Origin of the sequence: Nocardioides luteus, assembly GCF_015752315.1 — a bacterium.
Classification (GTDB): domain Bacteria; phylum Actinomycetota; class Actinomycetes; order Propionibacteriales; family Nocardioidaceae; genus Nocardioides.
Genome location: NZ_JADOVJ010000001.1, coordinates 1,732,421 through 1,757,630 on the forward strand (window position 1 = coordinate 1,732,421; position 25,210 = coordinate 1,757,630).

General features: G+C 70.2%; 27 protein-coding genes. 20 read left to right on the top strand and 7 right to left on the bottom strand.

The features are described 5' to 3' along the window. The first annotated feature begins 139 nt into the window (after positions 1-139). Positions 140-838 carry a spermidine synthase gene (locus HD557_RS08325; protein WP_196873539.1) on the top strand — a complete coding sequence of 233 codons (699 nt, stop codon included), beginning with the start codon at positions 140-142 and terminating at the stop codon, positions 836-838. 9 nt (positions 839-847) lie between these two features. Further along, a complete protein-coding gene (locus tag HD557_RS08330; protein WP_008357757.1) occupies positions 848-1,330 on the top strand; it encodes a YbaK/EbsC family protein in 483 nt (160 codons plus the stop codon). 73 nt (positions 1,331-1,403) lie between these two features. Here HD557_RS08330 and HD557_RS08335 read toward each other — a convergent pair whose 3' ends face one another. Further along, entirely contained in the window at positions 1,404-1,607 is a 204-nt protein-coding gene (locus HD557_RS08335; RefSeq protein ID WP_008357755.1) for a cold-shock protein, read from the bottom strand. Positions 1,608-1,930: 323 nt separating this feature from the next. On the opposite strand from HD557_RS08335, the gene HD557_RS08340 reads away from it, so the two are divergent. Further along, positions 1,931-3,583, top strand: a complete 1,653-nt coding sequence (locus HD557_RS08340; protein WP_307785565.1) for a glycoside hydrolase family 13 protein — start codon at positions 1,931-1,933, stop codon at positions 3,581-3,583. A gap of 5 nt (positions 3,584-3,588) precedes the next feature. Here the strand turns inward: HD557_RS08340 and HD557_RS08345 are convergent, their stop codons facing one another. The 3 genes from HD557_RS08345 to HD557_RS08355 form a co-directional block, all read right to left on the bottom strand. Then, positions 3,589-4,008 carry a DUF1707 SHOCT-like domain-containing protein gene (locus HD557_RS08345; RefSeq protein WP_196873540.1) on the bottom strand — a complete coding sequence of 140 codons (420 nt, stop codon included), beginning with the start codon at positions 4,006-4,008 and terminating at the stop codon, positions 3,589-3,591. 114 nt (positions 4,009-4,122) lie between these two features. Further along, positions 4,123-5,043 carry an AEC family transporter gene (locus HD557_RS08350; RefSeq protein ID WP_008357748.1) on the bottom strand — a complete coding sequence of 307 codons (921 nt, stop codon included), beginning with the start codon at positions 5,041-5,043 and terminating at the stop codon, positions 4,123-4,125. Next, positions 5,044-5,757, bottom strand: coding sequence for a GntR family transcriptional regulator (locus tag HD557_RS08355; RefSeq protein ID WP_008357746.1), 714 nt, complete (start codon positions 5,755-5,757; stop codon positions 5,044-5,046). A gap of 132 nt (positions 5,758-5,889) precedes the next feature. Here HD557_RS08355 and HD557_RS08360 point away from each other — a divergent pair, with 132 nt between their 5' ends. The 4 genes from HD557_RS08360 to HD557_RS08375 are packed head-to-tail and all read left to right on the top strand — an operon-like array spanning position 5,890 to position 9,865. After that, on the top strand, positions 5,890-7,185 hold the full coding sequence (locus tag HD557_RS08360; RefSeq protein WP_196873541.1) for an MFS transporter: 1,296 nt from the start codon (positions 5,890-5,892) through the stop codon (positions 7,183-7,185). Between the two features lie 4 nt (positions 7,186-7,189). Continuing rightward, positions 7,190-8,143, top strand: a complete 954-nt coding sequence (locus tag HD557_RS08365; protein ID WP_196873542.1) for a phosphoglycerate dehydrogenase — start codon at positions 7,190-7,192, stop codon at positions 8,141-8,143. Further along, the gene (locus HD557_RS08370) at positions 8,140-9,558 is read left to right on the top strand and encodes an acyclic terpene utilization AtuA family protein (protein WP_196873543.1); all 1,419 of its coding nucleotides are present in this window, start codon (positions 8,140-8,142) and stop codon (positions 9,556-9,558) included. The genes HD557_RS08365 and HD557_RS08370 overlap by 4 nt, the downstream gene beginning before the upstream one ends. Further along, positions 9,551-9,865, top strand: a complete 315-nt coding sequence (locus HD557_RS08375) for a DUF4387 domain-containing protein (RefSeq protein WP_008357739.1) — start codon at positions 9,551-9,553, stop codon at positions 9,863-9,865. The genes HD557_RS08370 and HD557_RS08375 overlap by 8 nt, the downstream gene beginning before the upstream one ends. Before the next feature lies 1 nt (position 9,866). Here the strand turns inward: HD557_RS08375 and HD557_RS08380 are convergent, their stop codons facing one another. Further along, on the bottom strand, positions 9,867-10,571 hold the full coding sequence (locus tag HD557_RS08380) for an SGNH/GDSL hydrolase family protein (RefSeq protein WP_196873544.1): 705 nt from the start codon (positions 10,569-10,571) through the stop codon (positions 9,867-9,869). Positions 10,572-10,838: 267 nt separating this feature from the next. On the opposite strand from HD557_RS08380, the gene HD557_RS08385 reads away from it, so the two are divergent. Then, the gene (locus tag HD557_RS08385; protein WP_196873545.1) at positions 10,839-12,704 is read left to right on the top strand and encodes a hypothetical protein; all 1,866 of its coding nucleotides are present in this window, start codon (positions 10,839-10,841) and stop codon (positions 12,702-12,704) included. Positions 12,705-12,737: 33 nt separating this feature from the next. On the opposite strand, the gene HD557_RS08390 is transcribed toward HD557_RS08385, so the two are convergent. Beyond that, a complete protein-coding gene (locus tag HD557_RS08390) occupies positions 12,738-13,451 on the bottom strand; it encodes a hypothetical protein (RefSeq protein ID WP_196873546.1) in 714 nt (237 codons plus the stop codon). 122 nt (positions 13,452-13,573) lie between these two features. Between HD557_RS08390 and HD557_RS08395 the strand changes: the two genes are divergently transcribed. After that, positions 13,574-14,131, top strand: coding sequence for a GNAT family N-acetyltransferase (locus HD557_RS08395; RefSeq protein WP_196873547.1), 558 nt, complete (start codon positions 13,574-13,576; stop codon positions 14,129-14,131). A gap of 291 nt (positions 14,132-14,422) precedes the next feature. Beyond that, positions 14,423-15,715 carry an HNH endonuclease gene (locus HD557_RS08400; protein ID WP_196873548.1) on the top strand — a complete coding sequence of 431 codons (1,293 nt, stop codon included), beginning with the start codon at positions 14,423-14,425 and terminating at the stop codon, positions 15,713-15,715. Positions 15,716-15,727: 12 nt separating this feature from the next. Here HD557_RS08400 and HD557_RS08405 read toward each other — a convergent pair whose 3' ends face one another. Then, positions 15,728-16,846 (bottom strand): substrate-binding domain-containing protein, encoded by a 1,119-nt coding sequence (locus HD557_RS08405; RefSeq protein ID WP_008357728.1) that lies wholly within the window; start codon positions 16,844-16,846, stop codon positions 15,728-15,730. A 95-nt stretch (positions 16,847-16,941) separates the two neighbouring features. Here HD557_RS08405 and HD557_RS08410 point away from each other — a divergent pair, with 95 nt between their 5' ends. From HD557_RS08410 to HD557_RS08455, 10 genes are all read left to right on the top strand, one after another. Next, a complete protein-coding gene (locus HD557_RS08410; RefSeq protein ID WP_196873549.1) occupies positions 16,942-17,340 on the top strand; it encodes a MarR family winged helix-turn-helix transcriptional regulator in 399 nt (132 codons plus the stop codon). Between the two features lie 127 nt (positions 17,341-17,467). Next, positions 17,468-18,709 carry an urea ABC transporter substrate-binding protein gene (gene urtA / locus HD557_RS08415; RefSeq protein ID WP_008357725.1) on the top strand — a complete coding sequence of 414 codons (1,242 nt, stop codon included), beginning with the start codon at positions 17,468-17,470 and terminating at the stop codon, positions 18,707-18,709. Positions 18,710-18,713: 4 nt separating this feature from the next. Then, on the top strand, positions 18,714-19,598 hold the full coding sequence (gene urtB / locus HD557_RS08420) for an urea ABC transporter permease subunit UrtB (protein WP_008357723.1): 885 nt from the start codon (positions 18,714-18,716) through the stop codon (positions 19,596-19,598). Then, on the top strand, positions 19,595-20,683 hold the full coding sequence (gene urtC / locus HD557_RS08425) for an urea ABC transporter permease subunit UrtC (RefSeq protein ID WP_196873550.1): 1,089 nt from the start codon (positions 19,595-19,597) through the stop codon (positions 20,681-20,683). The genes urtB and urtC overlap by 4 nt, the downstream gene beginning before the upstream one ends. Further along, positions 20,680-21,486, top strand: a complete 807-nt coding sequence (gene urtD, locus HD557_RS08430) for an urea ABC transporter ATP-binding protein UrtD (protein WP_196873551.1) — start codon at positions 20,680-20,682, stop codon at positions 21,484-21,486. The genes urtC and urtD overlap by 4 nt, the downstream gene beginning before the upstream one ends. Next, positions 21,486-22,163 (top strand): ATP-binding cassette domain-containing protein, encoded by a 678-nt coding sequence (locus tag HD557_RS08435; RefSeq protein ID WP_196873552.1) that lies wholly within the window; start codon positions 21,486-21,488, stop codon positions 22,161-22,163. The genes urtD and HD557_RS08435 overlap by 1 nt, the downstream gene beginning before the upstream one ends. A 21-nt stretch (positions 22,164-22,184) precedes the next feature. Continuing rightward, the gene (locus tag HD557_RS08440) at positions 22,185-22,487 is read left to right on the top strand and encodes an urease subunit gamma (protein WP_008357715.1); all 303 of its coding nucleotides are present in this window, start codon (positions 22,185-22,187) and stop codon (positions 22,485-22,487) included. Positions 22,488-22,495: 8 nt separating this feature from the next. Continuing rightward, positions 22,496-22,831, top strand: coding sequence for an urease subunit beta (gene ureB / locus HD557_RS08445; RefSeq protein ID WP_231380232.1), 336 nt, complete (start codon positions 22,496-22,498; stop codon positions 22,829-22,831). Then, positions 22,831-24,525, top strand: coding sequence for an urease subunit alpha (locus HD557_RS08450; RefSeq protein WP_008357710.1), 1,695 nt, complete (start codon positions 22,831-22,833; stop codon positions 24,523-24,525). Before ureB ends, HD557_RS08450 begins: the two co-directional genes overlap by 1 nt. Before the next feature lie 5 nt (positions 24,526-24,530). Further along, entirely contained in the window at positions 24,531-25,193 is a 663-nt protein-coding gene (locus HD557_RS08455) for an urease accessory UreF family protein (protein WP_196873553.1), read from the top strand. Positions 25,194-25,210 lie beyond the last annotated feature (17 nt).

The window sequence follows — 25,210 nt, forward strand, 5'->3', positions numbered from 1 at the left end:
GGCGGGGTAGATATGGAAACACATAGATGCCCCTCGGGGTATCCGGGATGCTCCGTAACGGGTCATGGTTCCGCTGTAGCGCAGGTCACAATAGAGGAACAAGTCCTCCATTTCCACGCAGGGGTAGGGTGTCTCCGCTATGCCCGGTGATGTATATGTGCTCGAGCTCGACGACATGCAGCAGTCGGCCGTCGACCTGGGAGACCCGACCCGCCTCGTCTTCGACTACATGAGGCGTGTCGGCGATGTTATCGACCGAATGCCCCCAGGGCCAGTGCGGGTCCTTCACGTCGGCGGTGCCGCGATGACGCTTGCGCGCTACGTCCACGCCACCCGGCCGCGCTCCGCGCAGATCGTGCTCGAGCCGTCGGTCGAGGTCATCGAGCGCGTACGCAGCGAGGCGCCGCTCCCACCGCGCAGCGGGATCAAGGTGCGTCCCGTCGACGGGAAGGCGGGCATCGGCGGCGTACGGGACGGCTTCGCCGACCTGGTGATCCTCGACGCCTTCGACGGCGGCTACACTCCGCCCGAGCTCACGTCCGCCGCCTTCGTCGAGGACGTACGCCGCGTGCTCGCGCCGTCCGGAGTCTTCGTCGCCAACCTCGTCGACCGCCCGCCGTTCGCCCGGGTGCGGGACTTCGTGGCGGTGGCCAGGGACCTCGGGGACGTGGTGGTCGGCGTCGAGCCGGCGACCTTGAAGGGTCGCCGACCCGGCAACCTGGTGATCGTGTGCGGCGCCGCGCCGGAGTCCCCGTTCGGGTCGCCGCCGCCGATGGAGTACCGCATCTTCGCCGGCCGAGCCGTCGCCGACTCCTTCGGTGGCGGGACGCGGCACTAGGCTGCGGGCATGTCGATCGAGCTCGCCCGCGCCCACCTGGACCGCTTCGGACGCGGTGGGGACATCATCGAGTCGCAGGAGTCGAAGGCGACCGTCGAGCTCGCCGCGGTGGCCCTCGGGGTGTCCCCGGCGGAGATCGCGAAGACGATCAGCCTCTACACCGAGGACCGCACCGCCGCGATCCTCGTCGTCGCGGCCGGCGACGCCAAGATCGCCAACGCGAAGTTCAAGGCCCACTTCGGCACCAAGGCGCGGATGCTCGCGGCGGAGGACGTGGAGCCGATGACGGGGCATGCGATCGGCGGCGTCTGCCCGTTCGGCAACCCCGCCTCGGCCGAGGTCTGGCTCGACGCCTCGCTCAAGCGCTTCGACATGGTCTACCCGGCAGCGGGCAGCGCGAACACGACCATCGCGCTCACGCTCGGTGACCTGGAGACGATCAGCGAGGCCCGGGGCTGGGTCGACGTCACCAAGCTTCCCGAGATCTCCTGACCGAGCTGGTCCGAAAGGGGGACAGCCCCGCCCTGCCGAAGCAGGAGCGGGGCTGCCTTGCAGAAAGCCGAAGTCAGACCGGGCGGACGTTCTCGGCCTGCGGGCCCTTCGGGCCCTGGGTGACGTCGAACTCGACGCGCTGGTTCTCGTCCAGGGTCTTGTAGCCCTGGGTCTGGATCGCGGAGAAGTGCACGAAGACGTCGTCGCCCCCGTTGTCCTGGGCGATGAAGCCGAAGCCCTTGTCGCCGTTGAACCACTTCACGGTTCCCTGAGTCATGAATCTAATCCTTGTGTACACAGGGCGACTCCGTGCCGCCCTTTGGGCGTTGAATCCACGAGTACTGATTTCTGCTTCTGCGGAAGACCAAGTGCTGCACGAACGGTCACCGAGAGCAACCGCGAAGCGCGTGGGGACGCCTCCTTCAACGCCGGTAAGCCTACATGCCACAAGCCGACTTCGGATATCCCCGAGTTTTCGGCGTTTCCGGCGCGGGATCCACCGCGAATCCGGTGTCGTATAGGTGGCCAGGTTTGACAACCCCGAGCATCGCATCGACAAGATCGGGGTACCGGCGATCTACCGACGAGATAGGGGCATGCGTGGACCAGCCATGGTGGCGCGAAGCAGTGGCGTATCAGATCTATCCGCGTTCTTTCGCGGACTCGAACGGCGACGGCCTCGGAGATCTGCAGGGCATCACCGATCATCTCGACTATCTCGCCGCGCTGGGTGTCGACGCGATCTGGATCTGCCCGTTCTACACCTCGCCGCAGAACGACCACGGCTACGACGTCGCCGACTACTGCGACGTGGACCCGATCTTCGGCACGCTCGAGGATGCCGACCATCTGATCGCGCGGGCGCACGAGCTCGCCTTGAAGGTGATCGTCGACCTGGTGCCCAACCACACCTCCTCGGCCCATCCCTGGTTCATCGAGGCGCTCGCCGAGGCGAGGTCCGAAGCGACGGGCACTGCCGAGCGGACCGGATCGAGCGCCCGTGACCGCTACATCTTCCGCGACGGCCGCGGCGAGGCGGGGGAGGAGCCACCGACCAACTGGCGCTCGGTCTTCGGCGGTCCGGCGTGGACCCGGGTCGAGGACGGGCAGTGGTATCTCCACCTCTTCGACGACGACCAGCCCGACCTCAACTGGCACAACCCCGAGGTGGTCGAGGAGTTCACCAGGATCCTCACCTTCTGGCTCGACCGCGGCGTCGACGGGTTCCGGGTCGACATCGCCCACGGACTCTTCAAGGAGCTGCGCGACCAGGTGGTCCCCGACGGGCTCGCGCTCACCTCGGACGCCGCGGTCATGTACCAGCGGGGCATCACCGACGCGCCGATGTGGGACAACCCCGGCGTCCACGAGATCTACCGCGCCTGGCGCAAGCTGATCGACTCCTTCGACGGTGACCGGATGATGGTCGCCGAGGCCTGGACCCCTGGGCCGGCCGAGCTGCGGCGCTACGTACGTGCCGACGAGTTCAACCAGGCGTTCAACTTCTCCTGGCTGCAGGCGCCCTGGTCCGCGGAGGCGTTCAGCGAGGTCATCGAGTCGACGCTGAAGGCGCTCGGCCCCTCGCGGGCGGCGCCGACCTGGGTCCTCTCCAACCACGATGTCGTCCGCCACCGCTCGCGCTACGGCGACGGTCTGCAGGCGCTGCACCGGGCGCGCGCGGCGACGCTCACGATGCTGGCGCTGCCGGGGTCGGCGTACCTGTACCAGGGGGAGGAACTGGGCCTGCCCCAGGTCTACCTACCGCCCGAGTATCAGGAGGACCCGTGGTCGGAGACCGGCGAGGGTGGTCGTGACGGCTGTCGGGTGCCGCTGCCGTGGAGCGGCTTCGAGCCGCCCTTCGGGTTCAGCCGTGTGGCCGAGGAGGACCTGCCGACGCAGCCGTGGCTTCCGCAGCCCGCCGAGTGGGTCGACCTCACCGTGGCCGCGCAGAACGGTGTCCGGGACTCGACGCTGGAGTTCTACCGGGCGGCGCTGTCGGCGCGGCGTACCTACGCGCTCGGAGCCGACGAGGACGTGGAGATCCTCGACGCGCCCGAGGGTGTCGTCTCGTTCCGGCGAGGCGGTGTCGGTGGTTCCGAGGACACCAGGAGCCAGCTGATCGTCGTCCTCAACTGCGGGATGGAGCCGACGCCGCTGCCCGAGGGCGAGATCGTGATGTACAGCGGCGACCCGGTGGTCGGCGATCTGCCCACCGACTCCGCGGTCTGGATCCTGGCGCCTGCGGTGAAATGATCCGGCTACGGCCGTGATCCGGCTCGGCCGTGGGTGGGCAGACAGCCGTGATGCATCGCGTGGTGGTGCCGGTGGCGGCTCTTGCGAAAGACGAGCGCCCCGACCGCGATCGCGGCGAAGACCCACCACGGCACGCCCATCACCATCAACCCGATCGCCACGAGCAGGAAGCAGGCGATCAGCGGGAAGGGCCGCGGCCCGTCTCGGCGCGGGCGGCGGGCGACCTGCGGCGGCTGCGGCGCGCTCCTCGGCAGGTCGGTGAAGAGCATCTCCAGGTCGGCGCGGACGCGCGCGGACCAGACCGCGTCGAGGCGCTCGTAGTAGTCGTCGTCGGAGAGCCGGCCGGTCGAGTAGTGCTCGGCGAGCCTCGCCGACGCCTCCTCCCGGTCGGCCTCGCTCACCCGCAGGTTGTCGAGGTTGCTCATGTCATCTCCCTTGTGAAGCTGCATCGACTGTCGGCGTAGTGTCCCGATATATCGCGAGGGTACGCCCGAAGGAATGCGGCCGCAAGGGACTTTCGTCGTGCTCGGCAGTCGGGGTCAGGTGAGCAGCAGGACGACCAGCAGGATCGCCGGCACGGTGGCCAGGGTGCTGACGAAGATGACGTCACGGGCCAGCAGCACGGCCCGGTTGTAGCGCTGCGCGACGACGAAGACGTTCTGGGCGGTCGGCAGCGCGGAGAGCACGGTCACCGCCAGCAGCGCCTCGGCGTCGAGCCCGAGCAGGAACCGCCCGATGACGTACGCCGCCACCGGCTGGACCACCTGCTTGGTCGCGACCACGGCGGCCAGGTCGAGCGGCGGCACGCCGCGACCCGGGAGCGGGCCGAGCCGGAGCGCGACCCCGTAGGCGATCAGCATCGAGGGCACCGCCATGCCCGCGACCAGGTCCAGCGGGTCGGAGACCGGTGTCGGCAGGTCGAGGTCGGTGACGGAGAGCGCCACCCCGATGAGCGAGGCGACGGTGATCGGGTTGGTCAGCGGGCGGCGCAGGACCGCCCAGAAGGAGAGCCTCGTGGCGCTCGCGTCGGCGTCGAGGATCACCAGCGCCAGCGGCTGGAGCACGAGCATCTGCAGCAGGAGCGTCGGCGCGACCAGGACCGGGTCGCCCAGGACGTACGACGCGATCGGGAGGCCGAGGTTGCCGGCGTTGGCGTAGCAGCCACACAGCGTCGCGACCACCGTGGTGCCGAGGTCGCGGCGGCGCAGGCGCGCGACGGTGACGACGAGAGTCGCCGAGACCAGCACGGCGCCGGCGACCGCGACCAAGTTGCCGGAGAAGACGAAGCCGAGGTCGCTGTCGTCCATCACCGTGATCAGCAGGGCCGGGCTGGCGACGTAGAACGCGAGCGTCGAGAGCGTGCGCTGGCCCTGCTGGTCGAGGATCTTGAGCTGGGCGAGCAGCGCGCCGAGCGCGATGAGGACGGTGATCGTGGCGAAGCCGGTGAAGACTCCCGCCATCTACTGCTCGCGCCGCAGGTCGAGGAGCCCGCGGGCGGCGTGCTCGGTGACGATGCGCTCGGCCTCGACCGCGTCGCGGGCACGGAGGGCGAGCACGAGGGCGCGGTGCTCGGCGTAGCGGTCCGCGCCGAACTCGTCGCCGGCGAGCAGGTGCGCCCGGGAGATCTCCCGCTGGCGCGACCGGCTCAGCGAGCGGGACTGCTCCAGGAGGCGTACGAGAACCGGGTTGTGGGCCGCGGCGTTGACCTGCTCGTTGAACCGGCCGAGCACGTCGAGGAACCGGTCGGCGTGCTTCTCGACCGGCTTGCCGTCGCGGTGGCGCGCCCGGATGAGGATCACCAGGTCGTCGGCCTCGTCGAGCAGCCGGTCGAGCTCGTCGAGCTCGTCGTCGGTGGCGTGCCTGGCGGCGAACCGGGCGGCCAGACCGCGCAGCGCGACCTCCACCTCGGCCAGGTCGTGGCTGGCGTCCTCCTCGATCCGGGCCACCAGGGTCGTACGCGGCCCCACCCGCTCCACGAGACCGTCGAGCTCGAGCCGCCGGATCGCCTCCCGGACCGGGGTGGGGCTCACGCCCAGGCGCTCGGCCATCCCGCGCTCGGTCACCTTGGCCCCGGGTTCGAGCTCGCCGGAGCCGATCTGGCTGCGTAGGGCCTGGTAGACGCGCTCGGCCACGGTGGTGGCCTCCGGCGTGGTCTCGGGGGAGGAGATCGACATGGCCACGATACTAGGCCACTTTTCCAACAGTGCCACCTCTTGACTATTTTGCTGTAGCAAAACTACTGTGAGCGCCGCCACATGTCATACAGGCCATGGGAGAGTCATGCAGAGATCACGGAGGTCCGTCTCGTGAGCACCACCATCCCCACCGCACCACCCCGGCAGCTCGGGCCTCGCCGGATCACCCTCCTCGTCGCGCTGGCGGTCTTCGCCCAGGAGTCGATGTGGAACTTCTACGACAGCCAGGTGCCGCCGCTGCTGCGCGAGCACCTGGCCAGCGCCGCCCTGGTCGGCTTCATCATGGGCATGGACAACCTGCTCGGCATCTTCATCCAGCCGTGGATGGCCAACCGGTCCGACCGGACGCGCACACGCTGGGGCCGGCGGATGCCCTACCTCGCCGTCGGGATGCCGCTCGCGGCGCTGCTGTTCGTGATCCTGCCGCACACCGCGGACGCGCTGCCGCTGCTGATCGTGGTCATCGTCGCGTTCGCGCTGGTCTCGAACTCGTTCAAGCCCATCGGAGAGGCCCTGGTGCCCGACTTCATCGCACCGGAACGACGCAGCCGCGCCAACGCCGCGGTCAAGATCGCTTCCAGCCTCACCGTGATCGTCGCCGCCGTGGTCAGCATCCTCCTGGTCGACGACCACCCCGCGCTCGCCTTCGCCGTCATCGCGCTGATCACCCTCGTCTCGGTCACCGTGCTGTGCCTCTCGATCCGCGACAGCTCCTCGCCCGGCTACCGCGCGGCGGTGGCCGAGGACGCCGCCGAGGATGCCGCGGAGGAGTCGACCGCGGTCGGCCAGGCACGCATCCGCGACACCATCCGGGAGATCGTGCGCGACCCCGACCGCAGCCGGCTGCTGCTGATCGTCGCGATCCTGGTCTTCGGCAGCGCCTGGGCGGGATCGCGCGCGCTGGTCACGCCCTACGGCATGGAGACCCTCGGGCTCTCCCGCGGCGAGGCCGGCGGGATCACGCTGCCGAGCGGGATCGCGTTCCTGCTCGCCGCCTACCCGACCGCGCTGCTCGCCGAGCACTTCGGCCGGCTGCGCACCATGATCGCCGGCATGGCGGTCTTCGCCGCCGGCATGCTCCTCGGCACCCTGGTGCAGACCCCGACCGGCACGGTCGTGGCCTTCTGCATCGGCGCCGCCGGTGCCTCGGCGTTCCTGGTCAACGCCGTCGTCGTGCTGTGGAACCTGGCACCCTCGGCACGGGTCTTCGGGACGTACGCGGCGCTCTATGCGGTGGGCTGGCAGGCCGGTGCCTTCATCGGGCCGGCGCTGATCGGCGGGGCCGTGGACGTCCTGGGCTGGCCCACGATGCTGCTCGACATCGCCGTCGTCGCCGCGGTCGCGGTCGTGATCGTGGTGCGGATCGACCGCCTCCAGCGGCGCAGCGACGCCGGGAAGGTGGTGTGAGCCCGTGGCCCGGATCCTGATCACGACCGACTACCTGCGGCCCGGCGACGAGGTCGACGAGCTCCTCCGCTCCCACGGCCACGAGACCCGCTACCCGTCCGGCGACCTCGTCGCGGACCTGGCCGAGGTCGACGGCGCCCTGGTCGGCCACGACCCACTCACCGCCGAGGTGCTCGCCTCCGCCGACCGTCTGAGAGCGGTCGTACGCACCGGGGTCGGCTACGACGCGATCGATGTCGAGGCGGCCGCCCGTGCCGGGATCACGGTCAGCAACCTGCCCGGGATCAATGCCAACGCGGTCGCGGAGTACACGATGGGCCTGCTTCTCGCCTCCGCCCGCAGGCTGGTCGAGAGCGCGGCCGGCGTCGCCGCCGGCGGCTGGCCGCGCGGGGACGGCCGCGAGCTGCGCGGCTCGACGCTGGGACTGATCGGCTACGGCGCGGCCGCCCGTACGGTGGTCCCGCTGGCCAGGGCGTTCGGGATGAGCGTGCTGTGCACGACCGGGGTGCCCGACGCCGAGCGCGCCGACGGGGACGTCGCGTTCGTGGAGCTGCCCGAGCTGCTGGCCGAGGCCGACTTCGTGTCGGTCCACACCGCACTCACCCCACGGACCCGCGGGCTGCTCGACGCCGCCGCGTTCGCACTGATGAAGCCCGGCGCGGTGCTCGTGAACACCGCCCGCGGCGCGATCGTCGACGAGGACGCGCTCGCTGCCGCCGTACGGGAGGGCCGGATCGCCGGCGCCGCGCTCGACGTGGTCACCGAGGAGCCGCTCCCGGCCGGGAGCCCGCTGCGCGGAGTGCCCGGGATCGTCGTCCACTCCCACCTGGCAGGGCAGACCGCCCAGGCCCGCCGGGCCGCCGGCATCGAGGGAGCCCGCGAGCTCCTCGACGCGCTGGCCGGCCGCCCGCAACACGCTGTCAACGCCCACCTGATCGAGAAGAGAGACAACAGATGACCAGCGACAACGCTGACTCCGTCAGCATCCTGGTGCCCAGCGGGATGCTCGGTGCCGGGTTCCCGGAGGAGACGATCGCGCGCGGGATCGACCTGGGCGCCGACGTGATCGCCGTCGACGGCGGCTCCACCGACTCCGGTCCCTACTACCTGGGCGCCTCGAAGCCGAAGACCACCGCCGCGGCGGTCGCCCGCGACCTGCGGATCCTGCTCCGTGCCGCCGCCGGGGCCGGCATCCCGCTCGTCGTCGGCTCCTGCGGCACCAGCGGCACCGACGACGGCGTCGACTGGGTCGCAGGGATCGTCGCCGACCTGCTCGCCGAGGAGGGCCTGTCGATGAAGGTCGCCCGGATCTACAGCGAGCAGCGCGCGGCCGACCTGAAGGAACCGCTCGAGGCCGGCCGGGTCCACCCGCTCCCACCGCTGGGCGACCTCGACGTCGCGACCCTCGAGGACTGCACCCACATCGTCGCGATGATGGGCCACGAGCCGATCGCCGAGGCACTCGCCGCCGGTGCTCAGGTGGTCCTGGCCGGGCGGGCGACCGACACGGCCAACGCGGCTGCGTACGCGCTGCTGAAGGGGATGCCCGCCGGACCGAGCTGGCACGCGGCCAAGATCGTCGAGTGCGGCGGTCAGTGCACGACCAACCCACGCGCGGGCGGGGTCTTCGCGACCGTCGACCGCACCGGGTTCACCATCGAGCCGCTCGACGAGAGCGCCGCCTGCACGCCGATCTCGGTGGCCGCCCACATGCTCTACGAGACGGCGAACCCGTATCTGATGAGAGAGCCGGACGGCACGCTGGACGTGCGTGACGCCGTCTACACCGCGCTCGACGACCGCCGGGTGCGGGTCGAGGGCTCGCGGTTCCACCACGCCGAGCAGCACACGAACAAGCTCGAGGGCGCCCGGATCACCGGCTACGAGACGATGTCCTTCACGGCGATCCGCGACCCGCTGATCCTGAAGGACATCGAGGGCTGGGCCTCCTTGATGCATCTCGTCTTCACCGAGCGCGTCGAGCAGACCCTCGGCCTGACCAGGGACGACTACGACTACGACCTGCGTCTCTACGGCTACGACGCCGTCCTCGGTGATCTCGACCCGTCCACCGAGCCGCCGCGCGAGGTCGGCGTGATGCTGCTCGTCCGCGCCGCCGACCAGGCGCTGGCCACCGCGGTCGCCAAGGTCGCGAACCCGTTGATGCTGCACCTGCCGGCCCAGGACATGGACTACCTGCCCAGCCTGGCGTTCCCGGGATCGCCCGCCGAGGTCGAGCGGGGCGCTGCGTACGAGTTCGTGCTCAACCACGCCGTCGACAGCATCACCCCGACCGCGATGTTCCGCACCGAGTTCAGCACCGAGTTCAGCACCCAGTTCAGCACCCAGATCGGAGAGAAGAACGATGCCTGAGACCACCCTGGGGGACCTCGCGATCGAGGTCCGTTCCAAGAACGCCGGGCCGTTCTGGATCACGATGGAGCTGTTCATGCGTGACGCCGACGGCTACCGGATCGCGGCCGACGAGACCTTCCTCCACGAGGGCGTCGTCGCCGATCTCTACCGGGTCGACCCGGGGTCGGTCCAGATCTTCCGGATCCCGTCGCTCAACGTCGTCAAGATCTCCTACCCGCGCCCGGTCTCGCAGGGATCGCTGCGCGACCGCGACGTCCACGCTGGACAGCACCATGTGCCGCTTGCCCAGCTCGTGGTCCCGTGATCTAGAGATCGACGTGGTCCCAGATCGCCTGCGCCCACCGCTCATAGCCCGCCGGTGAGGCGTGGAACCCGTCGGCCGCGAAGAAGGACGGCTCGGCGGGACCGAGGTCGGCCGAGCTGACCCACTGCACCGACGTACGCCCGGCGCAGACCAGCCGCGCCGCCACGTCGAGCGCCTTCCCGCGCTCGGCGAGGTAGCGCCGCAGGGTCCGGGGAAGCGACGGGAACGCGCCGAACTCCGGGATCCCGGGGAGCACGGTGTGGGCGGCGTGCTCCTGGAGGGTCTCGACGATCGCGGTCAGGTCTCGCGTCCAGGCCTCGACCGAGCGGCGCGCGAGGATGTCGTTGACGCCCACCAGGAGCACCGCGAGGTCCCACTCGCCGGTCACCTTCGTCAGGATGCCGTGCCGGATCCGCTCGCTGGTCGCGCCGTACTTCCCCAGCGCCCGCCACTCGACCGGACGCTCGGTCCGCTTCGCGATCGCACGCGCCATCGACCCGGCGAAGGCGAGGTCGTGCGTGGGTGCGCCCCGGCCCGACGCGGACGAGTCACCGATCACCAGCAGACGCAGCCGGCCGGCTCCGTCCCCGGCCTCCGGGCCGGGCACGAAACCCTTCGTCGGGCCCTCCGGACGGGACTCCTTGCCGATGGTCCGGTGGACGTATGCGGCCTGTGCGGCGACCAGTGGGAGCAGCAGTGGATTCATCGTCTCTCCCTCGGCGATTTGTCGTGACGTACGTGCTCTTCCGTCGTTCTACAGCGCGTGCTCCGGCGGGTCTCCGACGTTGGCTGAACGGTGGGCGAATCTCCCCGGAAGGTTTGACACAGAGGGTCCTCATCCCGGTCACCGTTGGGGTACAAGACAGGGGAATCGAAGACACGTGACCCGACTCACCGCGTGCCAGCCCTAGCATCACGCCCAGCTGTGAGCGCTCGACCACAACCCTCCCTCCACTCGAAGGAATGCGACGCCATGTCCGACTTCATCAGCGGCATCTTCAACCGTCACAAGAACGAGCAGCCAAAGGCCGGGGAGGGGGAGTCGACCGCCGTCTCCGCTCCCGCCTACGGCGAGAACCTGGCCGCCCCCGAGGCCAGTGCGTACGTCACCGAGCCCCCCGCGCCGCCGGTTGCCGAGCCGTCCCTCGAGCCGGCCGTCGAGCCGGTTGCCGAGACCGTCATCGAGCCCCTCGTCGAGGCCCCCTCGGTCGACCCGCTCTCCGACCCCGAGCACGTTGTCACCGACACCGAGGAGACCCCGGCCGCCGAGGTGGCCGAGCTCGTCGTGGAGGAGGTCGAGGTGGGCAGCGACATCGTGGGTGAGATCGCCGAGACCGAGCCCGTCGAGGCTCCCGTTGACGAGGTTTCGGCCGAGGTGGTCGAGACCGAGGGCACGTACGAGGCGCCGCTCGAGGGCGTCGACGCCGAAGCCCCTCTCGCCGAGACCGCCGAGGAGGTCGAGGAGACCGCTGCGGAGGACGCCGCTGTCGACGAGGCGGTCGAGACCGAGCCCGTTGCGGACGTTGCCGACGCCGACGTTGCCGACGCCGAGGTGACGGAGACCGCGGCCGAGGTCGCCGCCGAGGACGCTGTCGTCGAGGGTGCGACCGAGGACGTCGTCGAGGCGGCCGAGGTCGAGGTCGACGCCGAGGACACGTTCGTGCCCGCTGACGCGATCGAGGCCGACGAGGCCGAGGAGACCGCCGCCGAGCCGGAGGGTGAGGCGCTCGCCGAGGAGGTCGCTGTCGAGGAGCCGACCGAGGTCGAGGACGTCGTGGTGACCGCCGAGGAGGGTGAGGCGTCGGAGGTCGAGGTCGTGGAGTCCGTCGAGTCGACCGACGAGACCGGATCGGTCGAGCCGGATGCCGAGGCGACCGAGGAGACCGTCGGCGAGGCGGAGGACGAGCTGACCGATGCCGAGGCAGAGGAGGCGCTCGAGTCGGCCGATCCGGCCGAGTCGGTGGAGGTCGACGCCGAGCCGACCGACGAGGTGGCGGACGAGGCTGAGGAGGTCACCGACGTGACCGAGTCGGTCGAGGGCGACGAGGAGATCGTCGACGTCGTCGAGGACGAGGCGCCGGCCGAGGAGATCGCTGTCGACGAGGTCGCTGTCGACGAGGTCGCCGTCGAGGAGGTCGCTGCCGAGGAGGCGCCGGTGGAGACCGAGGACGTCGTCCCGGCTCCCGAGGCCGACGAGACCGCCGAGGTCGAGGATGCCGACGTGACTGCCGAGGCCGCGGAGGAGGCTGTTGACGAGCCTGCCGCTGTGGTCGAGGAGGCCGAGGTGACCGAGGAGGCCGTCCAGCCGACCGACATCGACGTGGAGGCACCCGAGGAGACCGAGGCCGCTGAGGTGGTCGTCGACGAGGCGCCCGCCGATGAGGTCACCGACGCCGTGGCCGAGGAGACCGAGCCCGTCGAGGAGCCTGCCGCGTCCGAGGAGGTCGTGACCGAGGCCCCGGCCCCCGGCTTCGCGCCTGAGCCGGTCGTCGAGCCGGAGCCGACCGCCGACTCGACCCTGACCGGTGTGCTGCGCGCCGCCCGTGCCGCCCGCGAGGAGCGCGGCAAGTCGACGGTGAGTGAGGGCCTCGTCGAGCGCCTGGTCCACCACATCGTCGCCAAGGTCGAGGGTGTGCACGCGATCGACGACGAGGGCACCGTGGTCGACATCGTCGACGACGTCGCGACCATCACCGTCTCCTACGTGATCGCGTACGGCACGCCGGTGAAGGCCAACGCCGTCACCATCCGCACCCGGGTCATCGAGGCGGTCGAGGACTACTTCGACATCGACGTCGAGGCCGTGGACGTCAACGTGAGCGACTTCCACATCGCCTGACCCCGCCGACGGCGTCTCGGTCCGGGTGAGCGATCACCCGGACCGGGGCGCCGTCCGCTGTCGCTGCTGAGCGCGCCTGCGGGCGTCGGCCCCGTCGAGGGCTGCACCGATCGCGCGCATCTGCTCGTCCTCGCGCCCGCCCGTCGTGGCGAGCGGGATCTCGGCGATGAACCGCCGCTCGCTCGCCGGGATCCGGGCGGCCACGGCCTCAGGGTCCGTCGCCGCCGTTCCGTACAGCCGCGGCCCGTCGAGGGCGAAGACGTCCAGCATCACGAGCCGGCCGTCGCCCCTGCGCATCACGTTGGTCGGGTTGAAGTCGAGGGGTCCTGGCCACGGCTGCTCCCGCCTCATCCGCTCGTGGATCCGGAGCGCCACCGCGAGGAGCTCGCCGCCGGGCTCCTGGATCGTGCGTACGAACGTCATCGCCTCGTCCTCCGGAACGGGGTCGAGCAGCTCGAGGATCTGCAGGTCCCCACCACCGGTGAGCTTGCGATGGCCGAACAGCGCCGGCACCTGACCGGTCGGAGCCGCCTCGCGGTAGAAGGCCGTGTTGTACGCGCCTGCCGGATCGAACGGGCTGATCCGGGCCGCTGCGCGTCCGTCCGGCGAGCTCAGTGCGACGGCCCAGTCGCCAGCTCCGCACCGTCTCCATCCGGCCTCGAGGAGCGCGGCTTCTACGTCCTTGTGGTCGGCGTCCGGGTGGATCAGCGCCAGGATCTCCTCACCTGAACCGGTCTCTGTGGTCATCGCCGACGACTCTAGTGACCTGCGTCGTTCGGCCGCCGTCGATTTTCCCGGGCCGCCGCGCCGCGAGCCATGAGAGAATGTCACCAGGCCTCGGAGCGCACCGCGCTTCGAGGCTTTCGCGTATGACCACTCTTCACACCGACCTCGACGACATCCCGAACCCTGTCACCGCTCGCCTCGCTCGGCCCGAGGACCATCTCGCCCTCCGCCATCTCTGGCTGCTCTTCCGCCACGACATGTCGGGCTTCAGCTCGACCCTCCCGTTCGCCGACGGCACCTTCCGCACCGAGCGCCTCGACGCCGCCCTCCGCTCCGAACCCGGCTGGCGCGCCTGGATCCTCACCGCCGGCGTCCATCCGATCGGGTTCGCGCTCGTCCGTGATGCCGACCAGCCCGTACGCGTCCTGAACAGCTTCTTCGTCGTCGCCGGTGCTCGCCGGGGTGGGCTCGGGCTCCAGTTCGCTCGGGCTGTCGTCTCTGATGCGCCGGGGGAGTGGAAGGTCGCTTATCAGGAGCGGAATCGTGCTGCTGCGCGGTTCTGGGAGCGGGTCACCGCGGGGTGTGATCGGTCGTGGTCTGACACCGTGGGGGCTGGGGGAGTGGTCGATACGTGGATCTCGTTCTCTGTGGGTGTCGAGACCCGGCACACCGGCGGTCGAGCTTGTCGAGACCGCCCTTGAGGAAACCTCGCTTTGGCGGCTGTGTATTCGTTTCAGGGTTCGCCGCCGACCCGTTCTTTGAGTGTTTCTCGATCGTGCGCCGCGTCAAGGACGGGCTTCGCCCGCCGGCTTCGCCGGTGGCCTGCGGCCATCCTTGACTCGGCACCCGATCGAGAAAAGATTTCGCCTGTATCGGGGCGGCGGCGAGAGTGTGGCGCAGCAGCCACGTGACTTGTTCGCTGACTGCGTAACTGGCCTATGACCAGCATAAATGAGTAGCGCCATGGTGCTCGCTCGCATATAATAAAGCACATGTACGAGACCGTCGACCGCCTCCTCGACGGGCCACCTCCCGGTGCGTCCGAGCGGGAGCTGGTCGACTGGATCGTCCGGCTCGAACAGGTGAAGTGCACCGCCGAGGCCGTCCAAGCAGAAGCAGCGGTACGCCTGGAGGAGGCGGCCCGCGTTCGCCAAGCTGAGGCCGGAGTTCCTGCCCGGAAACTGGGCGAAGGAGTGGCCTCCCAGATCGCGCTGGCGCGACGGGTCTCCCCGGCCAAGGGTGCAAAGCTGCTCGGGCTGGCAAAGATCCTGATCACCGAGATGCCGCACACCTTCGCGTTGATGAAGGCAGGGTCGTTCTCGCAGTGGCAGGCCACCATCCTGGCCCGCGAGACCGCCTGCCTCTCACGCGAGGACCGCCGGGTCATCGACTACGAACTGTGCGCGACCGGGCCCGCAGGTGAACCCGCCCGGGCGGTGGCGATGGGGCTACGGCAGCTCGAGAACGCCGCCAAGAAGCTCGCCATCACCCTCGACCAAGCAGCCGTCGTCAGCCGAGCCGCCAACGCTGAGAAAGACCGCCGCGTCAGCCTCCGACCGGCACCCGACACCATGACCTGGCTCGGAGCGCTACTCCCGATCAAGGACGGGGTCGCTGTGTTCGCGGCACTCGATCAGGCCGCCAACGCTGCCCGTGCCGCCGGTGACGAGCGAAGTCGGGGTCAGGTCATGGCCGACACGCTGGTCGACCGCATCACCGGCCGCGAGACCGGGGCGAAGCCGCGGATCGAGGTCAAGATCGTCATGACCGCCGACTCGCTCGCCAATGACGCCGATCAGGCCGCCATGGTGGAGGGCTACGGCCCCGTCCCTGCCGCCTGGGCGCGGGAGGCCTTGGCCGATGCCGAGGTGTTCGTGCGTCGGTTGTTCACCGATCCTGCGGGTCAGCTGGTGGCGATGGAGTCGCGGTCGCGGAAGGCACCCGATGGGCTGGCTGAGTTCATCGCCACTCGTGACGGCGGAGTCTGCCGCACCGTTGGGTGTGATGCCCCGATCCGCAACATCGACCACGTCCAACGCCATGCCGACGGCGGAAAGACCAGCGCCGAGAACCTTCAAGGGCTGTGCGAGCGGTGCAATCAGGCCAAGGAAGCGATCGGCTGGCGAGCCAGACCTGGACCCGACGGCAGCATCACCACCATCACGCCCACGGGCCATGTCTACACGAGCCCACCACCCGACACCTGGGCACAAGACCCACCACCGCTGTCCCGGGTCGAGCTCACGCTGCGCGACGTACTGCTCGACCACGCCCTCGCCGCATGACGGACGGTCACGCTAGGACGCGTACGCGATCTGTTCCTGGATCTCGAAGCGGAGGCCGTCGGCGGCGGCGATGTAGACGTCCTGGTCGACGAGGTTGCCGTGCATGCGCATCAGGCCGCGGGGGCTGGAGTAGCTGTGGCGTTCGGCGAGGTGCAGCGCGGGCTCGACCTCGAGGGAGCCACAGGCGTCGCCGACCTGACGCAGGAACATCAGCGACTCGTAGCAGGACTCGCCGACCGCGTTGAGGGAGGGCGCGTACTCGCCGAAGCGGCGGTAGTAGCGCTCGGCCAGGCCGGCCGACTCGGGGGTCGTGAGGCCGTCGAAGTAGGCAGCGGCGGCGAAGACGTTGGCGTTGGCACCGGCGCCGCCGGCGAGCAGGGTGTTCTCCTCGACCGCGGGGCTCAGCCGGGTCAGCGACGAGCTCAGCCCGGCGGCGGCGAACTGGCGGTTGAAGTGCACCGCGTCCTGCCCCATCAGCAGCATGATCACGCCGTCCTGCTCGCCGCCCTCGAGCCCACGCAGCACGCCGGCGAAGTCGCGCGTCCCCAGCGGGACGTACGTCTCGCTCACGACCTGCGAGGGCGAACCGTGCAACGCCGCGCGCGCCGTCGAGCCGGTGACCCGCGGGAAGACGTAGTCGTTGCCTACCACCGCCCAGCGGGAGACGCCATGGTTGGCCCGCATCCAGGCGGCGGCGGGGAGCAGCTGGTTGACCGGGCGCTCGCCGATCATGAAGACGCCAGGAGTCTCGTCGCCGCCCTCGTGCATGGCCGCGAAGGCATACAGGACCCTGCCGCCGACGCGGGCGGTGATCGCCTGACGTACGGCCGAGATGTGCCAGCCGGCGATGGCGTCGACCCGGCCGAGGTCGACCAGCCGGGCCACCTCGGCGGCGACCTCCTCGGGGGCCCGCCCGGCGTCGACCGCGACCAGCTCGACCGGTCGCCCAGCGATTCCGCCTCCGGTGTTGAGGTCGTCGGCGGCCAGCTCGCCGCAGGCCAGACAGCCGGGCCCGTAGATGCCGGTCGGGCCCTGCATCGGCACCACGAATGCGATCGAGACCGCCCCCGGAGGACGCGGTGCGAGGCCCAGGAGGGCATGGGAGGACGGGGTGAACGACGGTGGGGTCATCGACACCTGCTCCCGAACGGAATGTTGCCCTGATGACTCACCATTGAGCCGTTGGATGGTTAGGGTACGGCAGACAGCGATCGTGGGGAGGACTCATGAAGGTTGCCGAGACGGCCGGCACGGATCTGGCCGTGCTGCTCGCCCGGGCGCAGCGCCGGATCGAGCGCGCGCTCGCCGAGGTGTACGCCGACTTCGACGTCACCGCGGAGCAGTGGCGCATCCTCAGCGTGCTGCTCGACGAGCCCGGCCAGACGATGACGCGGCTCGCCGACGCCGCCGCGCTCCCGGCCGGCACGCTGACCCGCCACGTGGACCGCCTCGCCGAGCGCGGCCTGGTGCTGCGCAAGGTCCACCCCGAGGACAAGCGTCGCGCGGTCGTCGCGCTCTCGCCGGTGGGCGCCTCGGTCGCCCGCGAGATCCGTGCCCGGCAGCAGACCGAGCCCGTCGTCGACGTCGTCCGCGACCTCAGGGCCGTCCTCGACCGACTCGTCTGAGCTCTGCCGACTTGCGGCGTTTCCATCTGGAAACAAACCCTCGCCCGGCCTGACACATCGGCGAAACAACGCGTCCCTAGATTCCTTCCATTCGAGAGCAATTGTCCGATGGAAGGACCCCCATCCCGTGCGTACGAAATTCTCGAGCCGCGTCCTCGCGGCCAGCTCGGTGCTCGCCCTGGGCATGACCGCGACCGCGTGCGGCGGCGCGAAGACCGGTGACTCCGCGAGCAGCGAGAGCTGCGTCGACACCAGCGGTGACACCGTCAAGATCGGCTTCCTCAACTCCCTGTCCGGCACGATGGCGATCAGCGAGACGACCGTCTTCAAGTCCCTGTCCATGGCGGCCGAGGAGATCAACGCCGACGGCGGCGTGCTCGGCAAGAAGCTCGAGATCGTCAGCGAGGACGGGCAGTCCGAGCCGACCGTCTTCGCCGAGAAGGCGACCAAGCTGATCCAGGACGACTGCGTCGCGGCCGTCTTCGGCGGCTGGACCTCCAGCTCGCGCAAGGCGATGCTGCCGGTCTTCGAGGGCAACGACGCGCTGCTCTTCTACCCGGTCCAGTACGAGGGCCTGGAGTCCTCGCACAACATCTTCTACACCGGCGCGACCACCAACCAGCAGATCATCCCCGCCCTCGACTTCCTCAAGGAGGAGAAGAAGATCGAGTCGATCTTCCTGGTCGGCTCCGACTACGTCTTCCCGCGCACGGCCAACAAGATCATCAAGCAGTACGCAGCCGCCAACGGCATCGAGGTCCTCGGCGAGGAGTACCAGCCCCTGGGCTCGACCGACTTCGGCACGGTCGTCGACAAGGTCAAGGCCGCCGGCGCGGACGCGGTCTTCAACACCCTCAACGGCGACTCCAACGTGGCCTTCTTCAAGGAGTACAAGGGCAAGGGCCTGACCGCCTCGGCCATGCCGGTGCTCTCGGTCTCGATCGCCGAGGAGGAGGTCCCGGGCGTCGGCGTGGGCAACCTCGAGGGGCAGTACACGGCCTGGAACTACTACCAGACCATCGACAGCCCGGCCAACGAGAAGTTCGTCACCGACTTCAAGGCGGCCAACGGCGCCAAGGCGGTCACCTCCGACCCGATGGAGGCGGCCTACACCTCGCTCCACCTGTGGAAGGGCATGGTCGAGAAGGCCGACTCGTTCGCGGTCGAGGACGTCATCGACGCCTCCGACGGCGTCACCTACGACGCACCCGAGGGCACCGTCGAGGTCAACGGCGAGAACCACCACATCGCCAAGACCGCGCTCATCGGGCAGGTCAACTCCGAGGGCCTGATCGACACGGTCTGGTCGAGCGACAAGCCGATCGAGCCGGACCCCTACCTGAAGTCCTACGACTGGTGGAAGAACTAGCCCGTTGGACGCGCTGCTCGCCCAGGTCTTCACCGGCGTCTCCGCCGGTGCGGTCCTGCTCCTCATCGCCCTCGGGCTCACCCTGACCTTCGGTCAGATGGGCGTGATCAACATGGCCCACGGCGAGTTCATCATGGCCGGCGCGTACACCGCCTACGTCGTCTCGACGATCGTCGCCAGCACCGAGCTGAGCCTGCTGATCGCGCTCCCCGCGGGGTTCGTGATCGGCGGCCTGCTCGGGCTGGCGCTCGAGGCGAGCGTGCTGCGGTGGATGTACGCCCGCCCGCTGGACACGCTGCTGGTCACCTACGGTGTCGGGCTCGTCCTGCAGCAGGTCGCCCGCGACATCTTCGGGGCTCCGGCCAAGGAGGTGCCCGCGCCGGGCTGGCTCGACGGGTCGATCCCGATCCTCGGCTACGACTTCCCGCTGACCAGGCTCTTCATCCTCGTCCTCGCCGCGGTCTGCGTGGCGGCGCTGCTGGCGGTGCTCCGGTTCACCGCGCTCGGGCGGCAGATCCGGGCGACCGTAGGCAACCGCGACCTCGCCGAGACGATCGGCATCTCCACCCGGCGCACCGACCAGGCCACCTTCTTCATCGGCTCCGGCCTGGCCGGCGTGGCCGGGGTGGCCCTCACGCTGCTCGGCTCGACCGGCCCGAACCTCGGCACGTCCTACATCGTGCAGGCGTTCCTGGTGGTCGTGGTCGGCGGCATCGGCCACCTCAAGGGCACCATCGCGGCGGCGCTGGGCATCGGTCTGCTGCAGGCGTTCCTCGCCCACGCGCTGACCGGGTCGGTCGCGCAGGTGATCGTCTTCCTCGCGATCGTCGCCTTCCTGCAGCTGCGCCCGCAGGGCATCCTCTCGGTCCGCACCAGGAGCCTGGCATGAAAAGGATCTATCCGTACGTCGGCTGGCTGCTGCTCGCGGTCGCCCTGCTCGTCCTCGCCCCGGCGGTGCTCTCGGACTTCCGGCTCGGTCTGCTGGCCAAGTACTGCTGCTACGCCATCGCCGCGGTCGGCATCGGACTGGCCTGGGGCCGTGGCGGGATGCTGGTGCTCGGCCAGGGGCTCTACTTCGGCATCGGCGCCTACGCGATGGCGATGCACCTCAAGCTCGCCGACGCCGGTCCGGGCGGGGTGCCGGACTTCATGGCGCTCTACGGCGACGCCACGGTGCCGGGCTGGTGGGAGCCGCTGCGCAGCGGCGCTCTCGCGCTCGTCGTCATCCTGGTCCTGCCGGCACTGGTGGCGGGCCTGCTGGGGCTGGCCGTGTTCAAGCGGCGGATCAAGGGGGCGTACTTCGCCATCCTGTCGCAGGCGCTGGCAGCAGCCTTCGCGATCCTGCTCGTCGGCCAGGTGAAGACCACCGGCGGCGCCAACGGGCTCAACAACTTCCAGGGTTTCTTCGGGTACGCCCTGTTCGACCCCGCCAACAAGCGGATGCTCTACTTCATCGCCGCCGGGATCCTGCTGGTCTCGATCCTGGCGATGGCCTGGCTCTACCGCACCCGATTCGGTGAGCTGCTGGTCGCGGTGCGTGACGGTGAGGAGCGGGTCCGCTTCCTCGGCACGGACCCGGCCAACGTCAAGCTCGCTGCGTACGTCATCGCGGCCGTCCTGGCCTCGATCGGCGGCGCGCTGTTCGTGCCGATCGCCGGGATCGTCTCGCCCGACGACGTTGGCGTGGTCGCCTCGATCGGACTGCTCGCCGGGGTGGCGCTCGGTGGCCGGGCCTCGCTGCTCGGCCCCGCTGTCGGCGCGCTCCTGGTCGGCTATGCCGAGACCTCGCTCTCCGAGGCCTTCCCCGGCTCGTGGTCCTACTTCCAGGGGGCGCTGTTCGTGCTGGTCATCCTGCTGTTGCCGGGTGGGCTGGCGCAGCTGTTGGGGCTGGTGAAGGGCCTGGTCTCGCGCCGCTCGGAGGCCGAGAGGTCCGAAGAAGCGGATACGCGGGTGGGGGAGGAGGTGGCGGCATGACCGTGGAGACGTTGCAGGTGAGTGACCTGCGGGTCGAGTTCGACGGGTTCGTCGCGATCGACGGGGTGTCCCTGACCCTCGAACCCGGCCGGCTGCACTTCCTGATCGGCCCCAACGGCGCCGGGAAGACGACGCTGGTGGATGCCCTGACCGGTCTGGCGAAGGGGAGTGGTGAGGCGCGCTATCGCACACGCGATCTGCTCGCGCTGGCATCGCACCGGATCACCCGCCTCGGCGTGGGACGTACGTTCCAGACCGCGACGGTCTTCGAGGAGCTGAGCGTGCTGCAGAACCTCGACATCGCCGCCGGCGTCCATCGGGCGCGGTGGCGGCTGATGCTGCCGCGGCGGGGCATGCCCGAGCAGGTGGCCGAGGTGCTGGAGACGGTGGGGCTCACCGAGCTCGCGGACCGTCCGGCCGGGGTGCTCTCCCACGGGCAGAAGCAGTGGCTGGAGATCGGCATGCTGCTGGTGCAGGACTCCTCGGTGATGCTGCTCGACGAGCCCGTCGCCGGGATGTCGGCCGAGGAGCGCGAGGAGACCGGAGAGCTGCTGCGCCGGATCAGCCCGGGGCGCACCGTCGTGGTGATCGAGCACGACATGGACTTCGTCCGCCGGTTCGCCGACGTCGTCACCGTCCTGCACGCCGGGAAGGTGATCGCCGAGGGCACCGCCGCCGAGATCCGCGAGGACGCCGAGGTGCAGCGGGTCTACCTGGGCGACACGGTCGCCGCCGTGACCGAGACGAGCGCCCAGACGAGCACCGAGGCGAGCACCGAGACGAAGACTGGGGAGGACGCCTGATGCTGAGGATGGAGTCGGTCACCGGCGGCTACGGTCGCACCACGGTGCTCCACGAGGTCAGCCTCGAGGTGCGCACCGGCGCCGCGGTGGCGCTGATGGGACACAACGGCGCGGGCAAGACGACGCTGCTCAAGGCCGCGGCCGGGCTGGTCCGGCCCAAGAGCGGCCGGGTGCTGCTCGACGGCGAGGACGTCACCGCGCTGCGGCCGAGCGCGCGGGTGAAGCGCGGTCTCGGCTACGTCCCGCAGGGGCAGCAGAGCTTCGGCGACATGACCGCTCTGGAGAACCTCCGGCTGGTCGGCGACCGGGCCGGGATCAGCGAGATGCTCGACCTGTTCCCGGCCCTGAAGGACCTGCTCGGGCGACGCGCCGGGCTGCTGTCGGGCGGTCAGCGCCAGCAGCTCTCGATCGCGCGTACGCTGCTGACCAGGCCGAGGCTGCTCATCCTCGACGAGCCGACCGAGGGCATCCAGCCCAACGTGGTCGCCGAGATCGAGCGGGTGATCTCCGAGCTCACCGGACGCGGCGACCTCAGCGTGCTGCTGGTCGAGCAGCACGTCGGGTTCGCGCTGCGTACGGCCTCTGCCTACTACATCCTCGAGTCCGGCCGGATCACCGCGAGCGGTGACGGCGGGTCCGGGGCCCACGAGCACGTCCGATCCCAGTTGGCCGTCTAGAGAGTCTGGAGAGTTGGCGACATGCATCTGACCCCGTCCGACACCGAGAAGCTGCTGCTGTCCGTGGCCGGGATGGTCGCGCGCGACCGGCTCGCCCGCGGGGTGCTCCTCAATTACCCCGAGTCGGTCGCGCTGCTGTCCACCTGGGTGATCGAGCGGGCCCGGGAGGGCGCCTTGGTCTCCGACCTGATGACCCAGGGCCGCGCCGTGCTGACCCGCGAGCAGGTCATGCCCGACGTGGTCGACATGCTCGTCGAGGTGCAGGTCGAGGCCACCTTCCCCGACGGCCGCAAGCTCGTCACCATCCACCAGCCCATCGCCTGAAGCGGGAGATGTCCATGCAGTCCAGCGGTCCCGGAGCCGTACGCGTCGCCGACGGCACCATCCGGCTCAACACCGACCGGAGCGAGTCGGAGCGGCGTACGTTGGTCGTCCTCAACACCGGCGACCGGCCGGTCCAGATCGGCTCCCACATCCACCTCGCCGAGGTGAACTCGGCGCTCTCCTTCGACCGTGAGGCGGCCGAGGGGTTCCGGCTCGACATCCCCGCGGGCACCTCGCGCCGGTTCGAGCCGGGCGCGTCCCGGGAGGTCGCGATCGTGGCGTTCAAGGGCGCCCGCGTCGTACCCGGCATCCAGATCAAGCACAGCCAGATCGAGGAGGCGTGATGGTGGAGATCAGCAGGACCGAGTACGCCGCGCTCTACGGGCCCACGACCGGCGACCAGGTGCGCCTCGGTGACACCGACCTGTGGATCGAGGTCGAGGACGACCTGACCGTGGGCGGTGAGGAGTCGGTCTTCGGCGGCGGCAAGTCGATCCGCGAGTCGATGAACCAGTCCACGGTCTCCTCGGCCGACGGTGCACTCGACACGGTGATCACCAACGCCCTGGTGCTCGACCACTGGGGCATCGTCCGCGCCGACGTGGGGATCCGCGCGGGCCGGATCGTCGCCCTGGGGCGCTCCGGCAACCCCGACATCGCCGACGGCGTCCACCCCGACCTGATCATCGGGCCGGGCACCGACGTGGTCAGTGGTGAGGGGAAGATCCTCACCGCCGGGGCCATCGACGTCCACGTACATCTCCTCTCCCGGTCCCAGATCGTGGAGGCGATCTCGACCGGGACCACCACCATCGGTGGCGGCGGCACCGGACCCTCGGAGGGCTCCAAGGCCACCACGGTCACCGGGGGGCCGTGGCACCTGGCGACCGTCCACCGCGCGCTCGACGACCTGCCGGTCAACCTGCTGCTGATGGGCAAGGGCAACACCGTCTCCGCCGCCGGGCTGGCCGAGCAGGCGCTGGCCGGCGCCGCCGCCTACAAGGTCCACGAGGACTGGGGCTCGACCCCGGCCGCGATCGACGCCGCGCTGCGGGCCGCCGACGAGCACGGTCTGCAGGTCACGCTCCACTCGGACTCGCTCAACGAGGCGGGCTACCTGGAGTCGACCGTCGCCGCGATCGCCGGCCGCTCGATCCACGCCTTCCATGCCGAGGGCGCCGGGGGAGGGCACGCGCCCGACATCCTGTCGGTCGCCTCGCTGCCGCACGTCATCCCCGGCTCGACCAACCCGACCCTGCCGCACACCGTCAACACCGTCGCCGAGCACCTCGACATGCTGATGGTCTGCCACCACCTCAACCCGCGGGTACCCGAGGACCTGGCCTTCGCCGAGTCCCGGATCCGGGCGACGACGATCGCCGCCGAGGACGTGCTCCACGACCTCGGTGCGTTGTCCATCACCTCCTCCGACGCCCAGGCGATGGGCCGGATCGGCGAGGTCATCTGCCGCACCTGGCAGGTCGCCCACGCGATGAAGGCCCGCCTCGGCCCGCTGGGTGGTCCGGCCGACAACGTGAGAGCGAAGAGGTACGTCGCGAAATACACGATCAACCCCGCCATCGCCCACGGGATCGCCGCCGAGGTCGGCTCCGTGGAGCCCGGCAAGATGGCCGACCTGGTCCTGTGGGACCCGCGGTTCTTCGGCATCAGGCCCGAGGTCGTCATGAAGGCCGGCGCGCTGGTCTGGGGTGCTCTCGGCGACCCGAACGCCTCGATCCCGACCCCGCAGCCGGTGCTCATGCGGCCGGCGCTGGTCGGGCCGGGCGCTGATCACGCGGTCTCGTTCGTCGCTCCGTCGGCGTTGGATGCCGGGCTCGCGGACCGCCTCGGCCTGCGCCGCCGCCTCGTCGGGATCGAGCCGACCCGGGAGATCGGGAAGGCGCAGATGATCAACAACGATGCGACCCCGGACATCCGGGTCGAGCCCGAGACCTTCCGCATCCACGTCGACGGCGAGCTGATCGAGCCCGCCCCCGCGACCGAGCTGCCGCTGACGCAGCTCTACTCGATGTTCTGAGCGCGATGTCCGAGAACCTGCTCATGATGCTGCTGGCCGACGCCCGCCTTCCGGTCGCCGGCCACACCCAGTCGGGCCAGCTGGAGGCGGCCGTACGCTCCGGCCTCACCGCCGAGCAGGTGCCGGTCTTCATGCGGTCGCGACTGGCCAGCGTCGTACGGGTCGAGGCCGGCACGGCGGTGGTGGGGCTGCACCGGCTGCGCGCCGGGCTGCCGCTGGAGCAGGTCCTGGACGCGTGGGCGGCACGTACCCCGGCGGCGCCGATGCGGGACACCTCACGCACCCTCGGCCGGGCGCTGCTGCGCCTGGTCAGGCGGCTGTTCCCGGACTCGCCACACGTCGCGGAGGTGGCCGCCCTCGAGCGGCCGTGCCGTCCGCTCGTCCTGGCCGCGGCGGCCGCCACCGGTGGCCTCGCGCCGGCGTCGCTGGGCCGGCTGGTGGCGTACGACGACCTGCAGACCGTCGCCTCGGCAGCCCTCAAGCTGCTGCCCCTCGACCCGCTCGACGCCACCTCATGGGTGCACGACCTGCTCTCCGAGGCCGAACGACTCGCCACCGAGGTCGCCCCGCTCACCGACCCTCATCAGATCCCGGCGCCCAGTGCGCCCCAGCTCGACCTGTGGGCTCTCGCCCACGCCGACACGACCAGGAGGTTGTTCAGTGCCTGAAACTGTGACGAAGGATG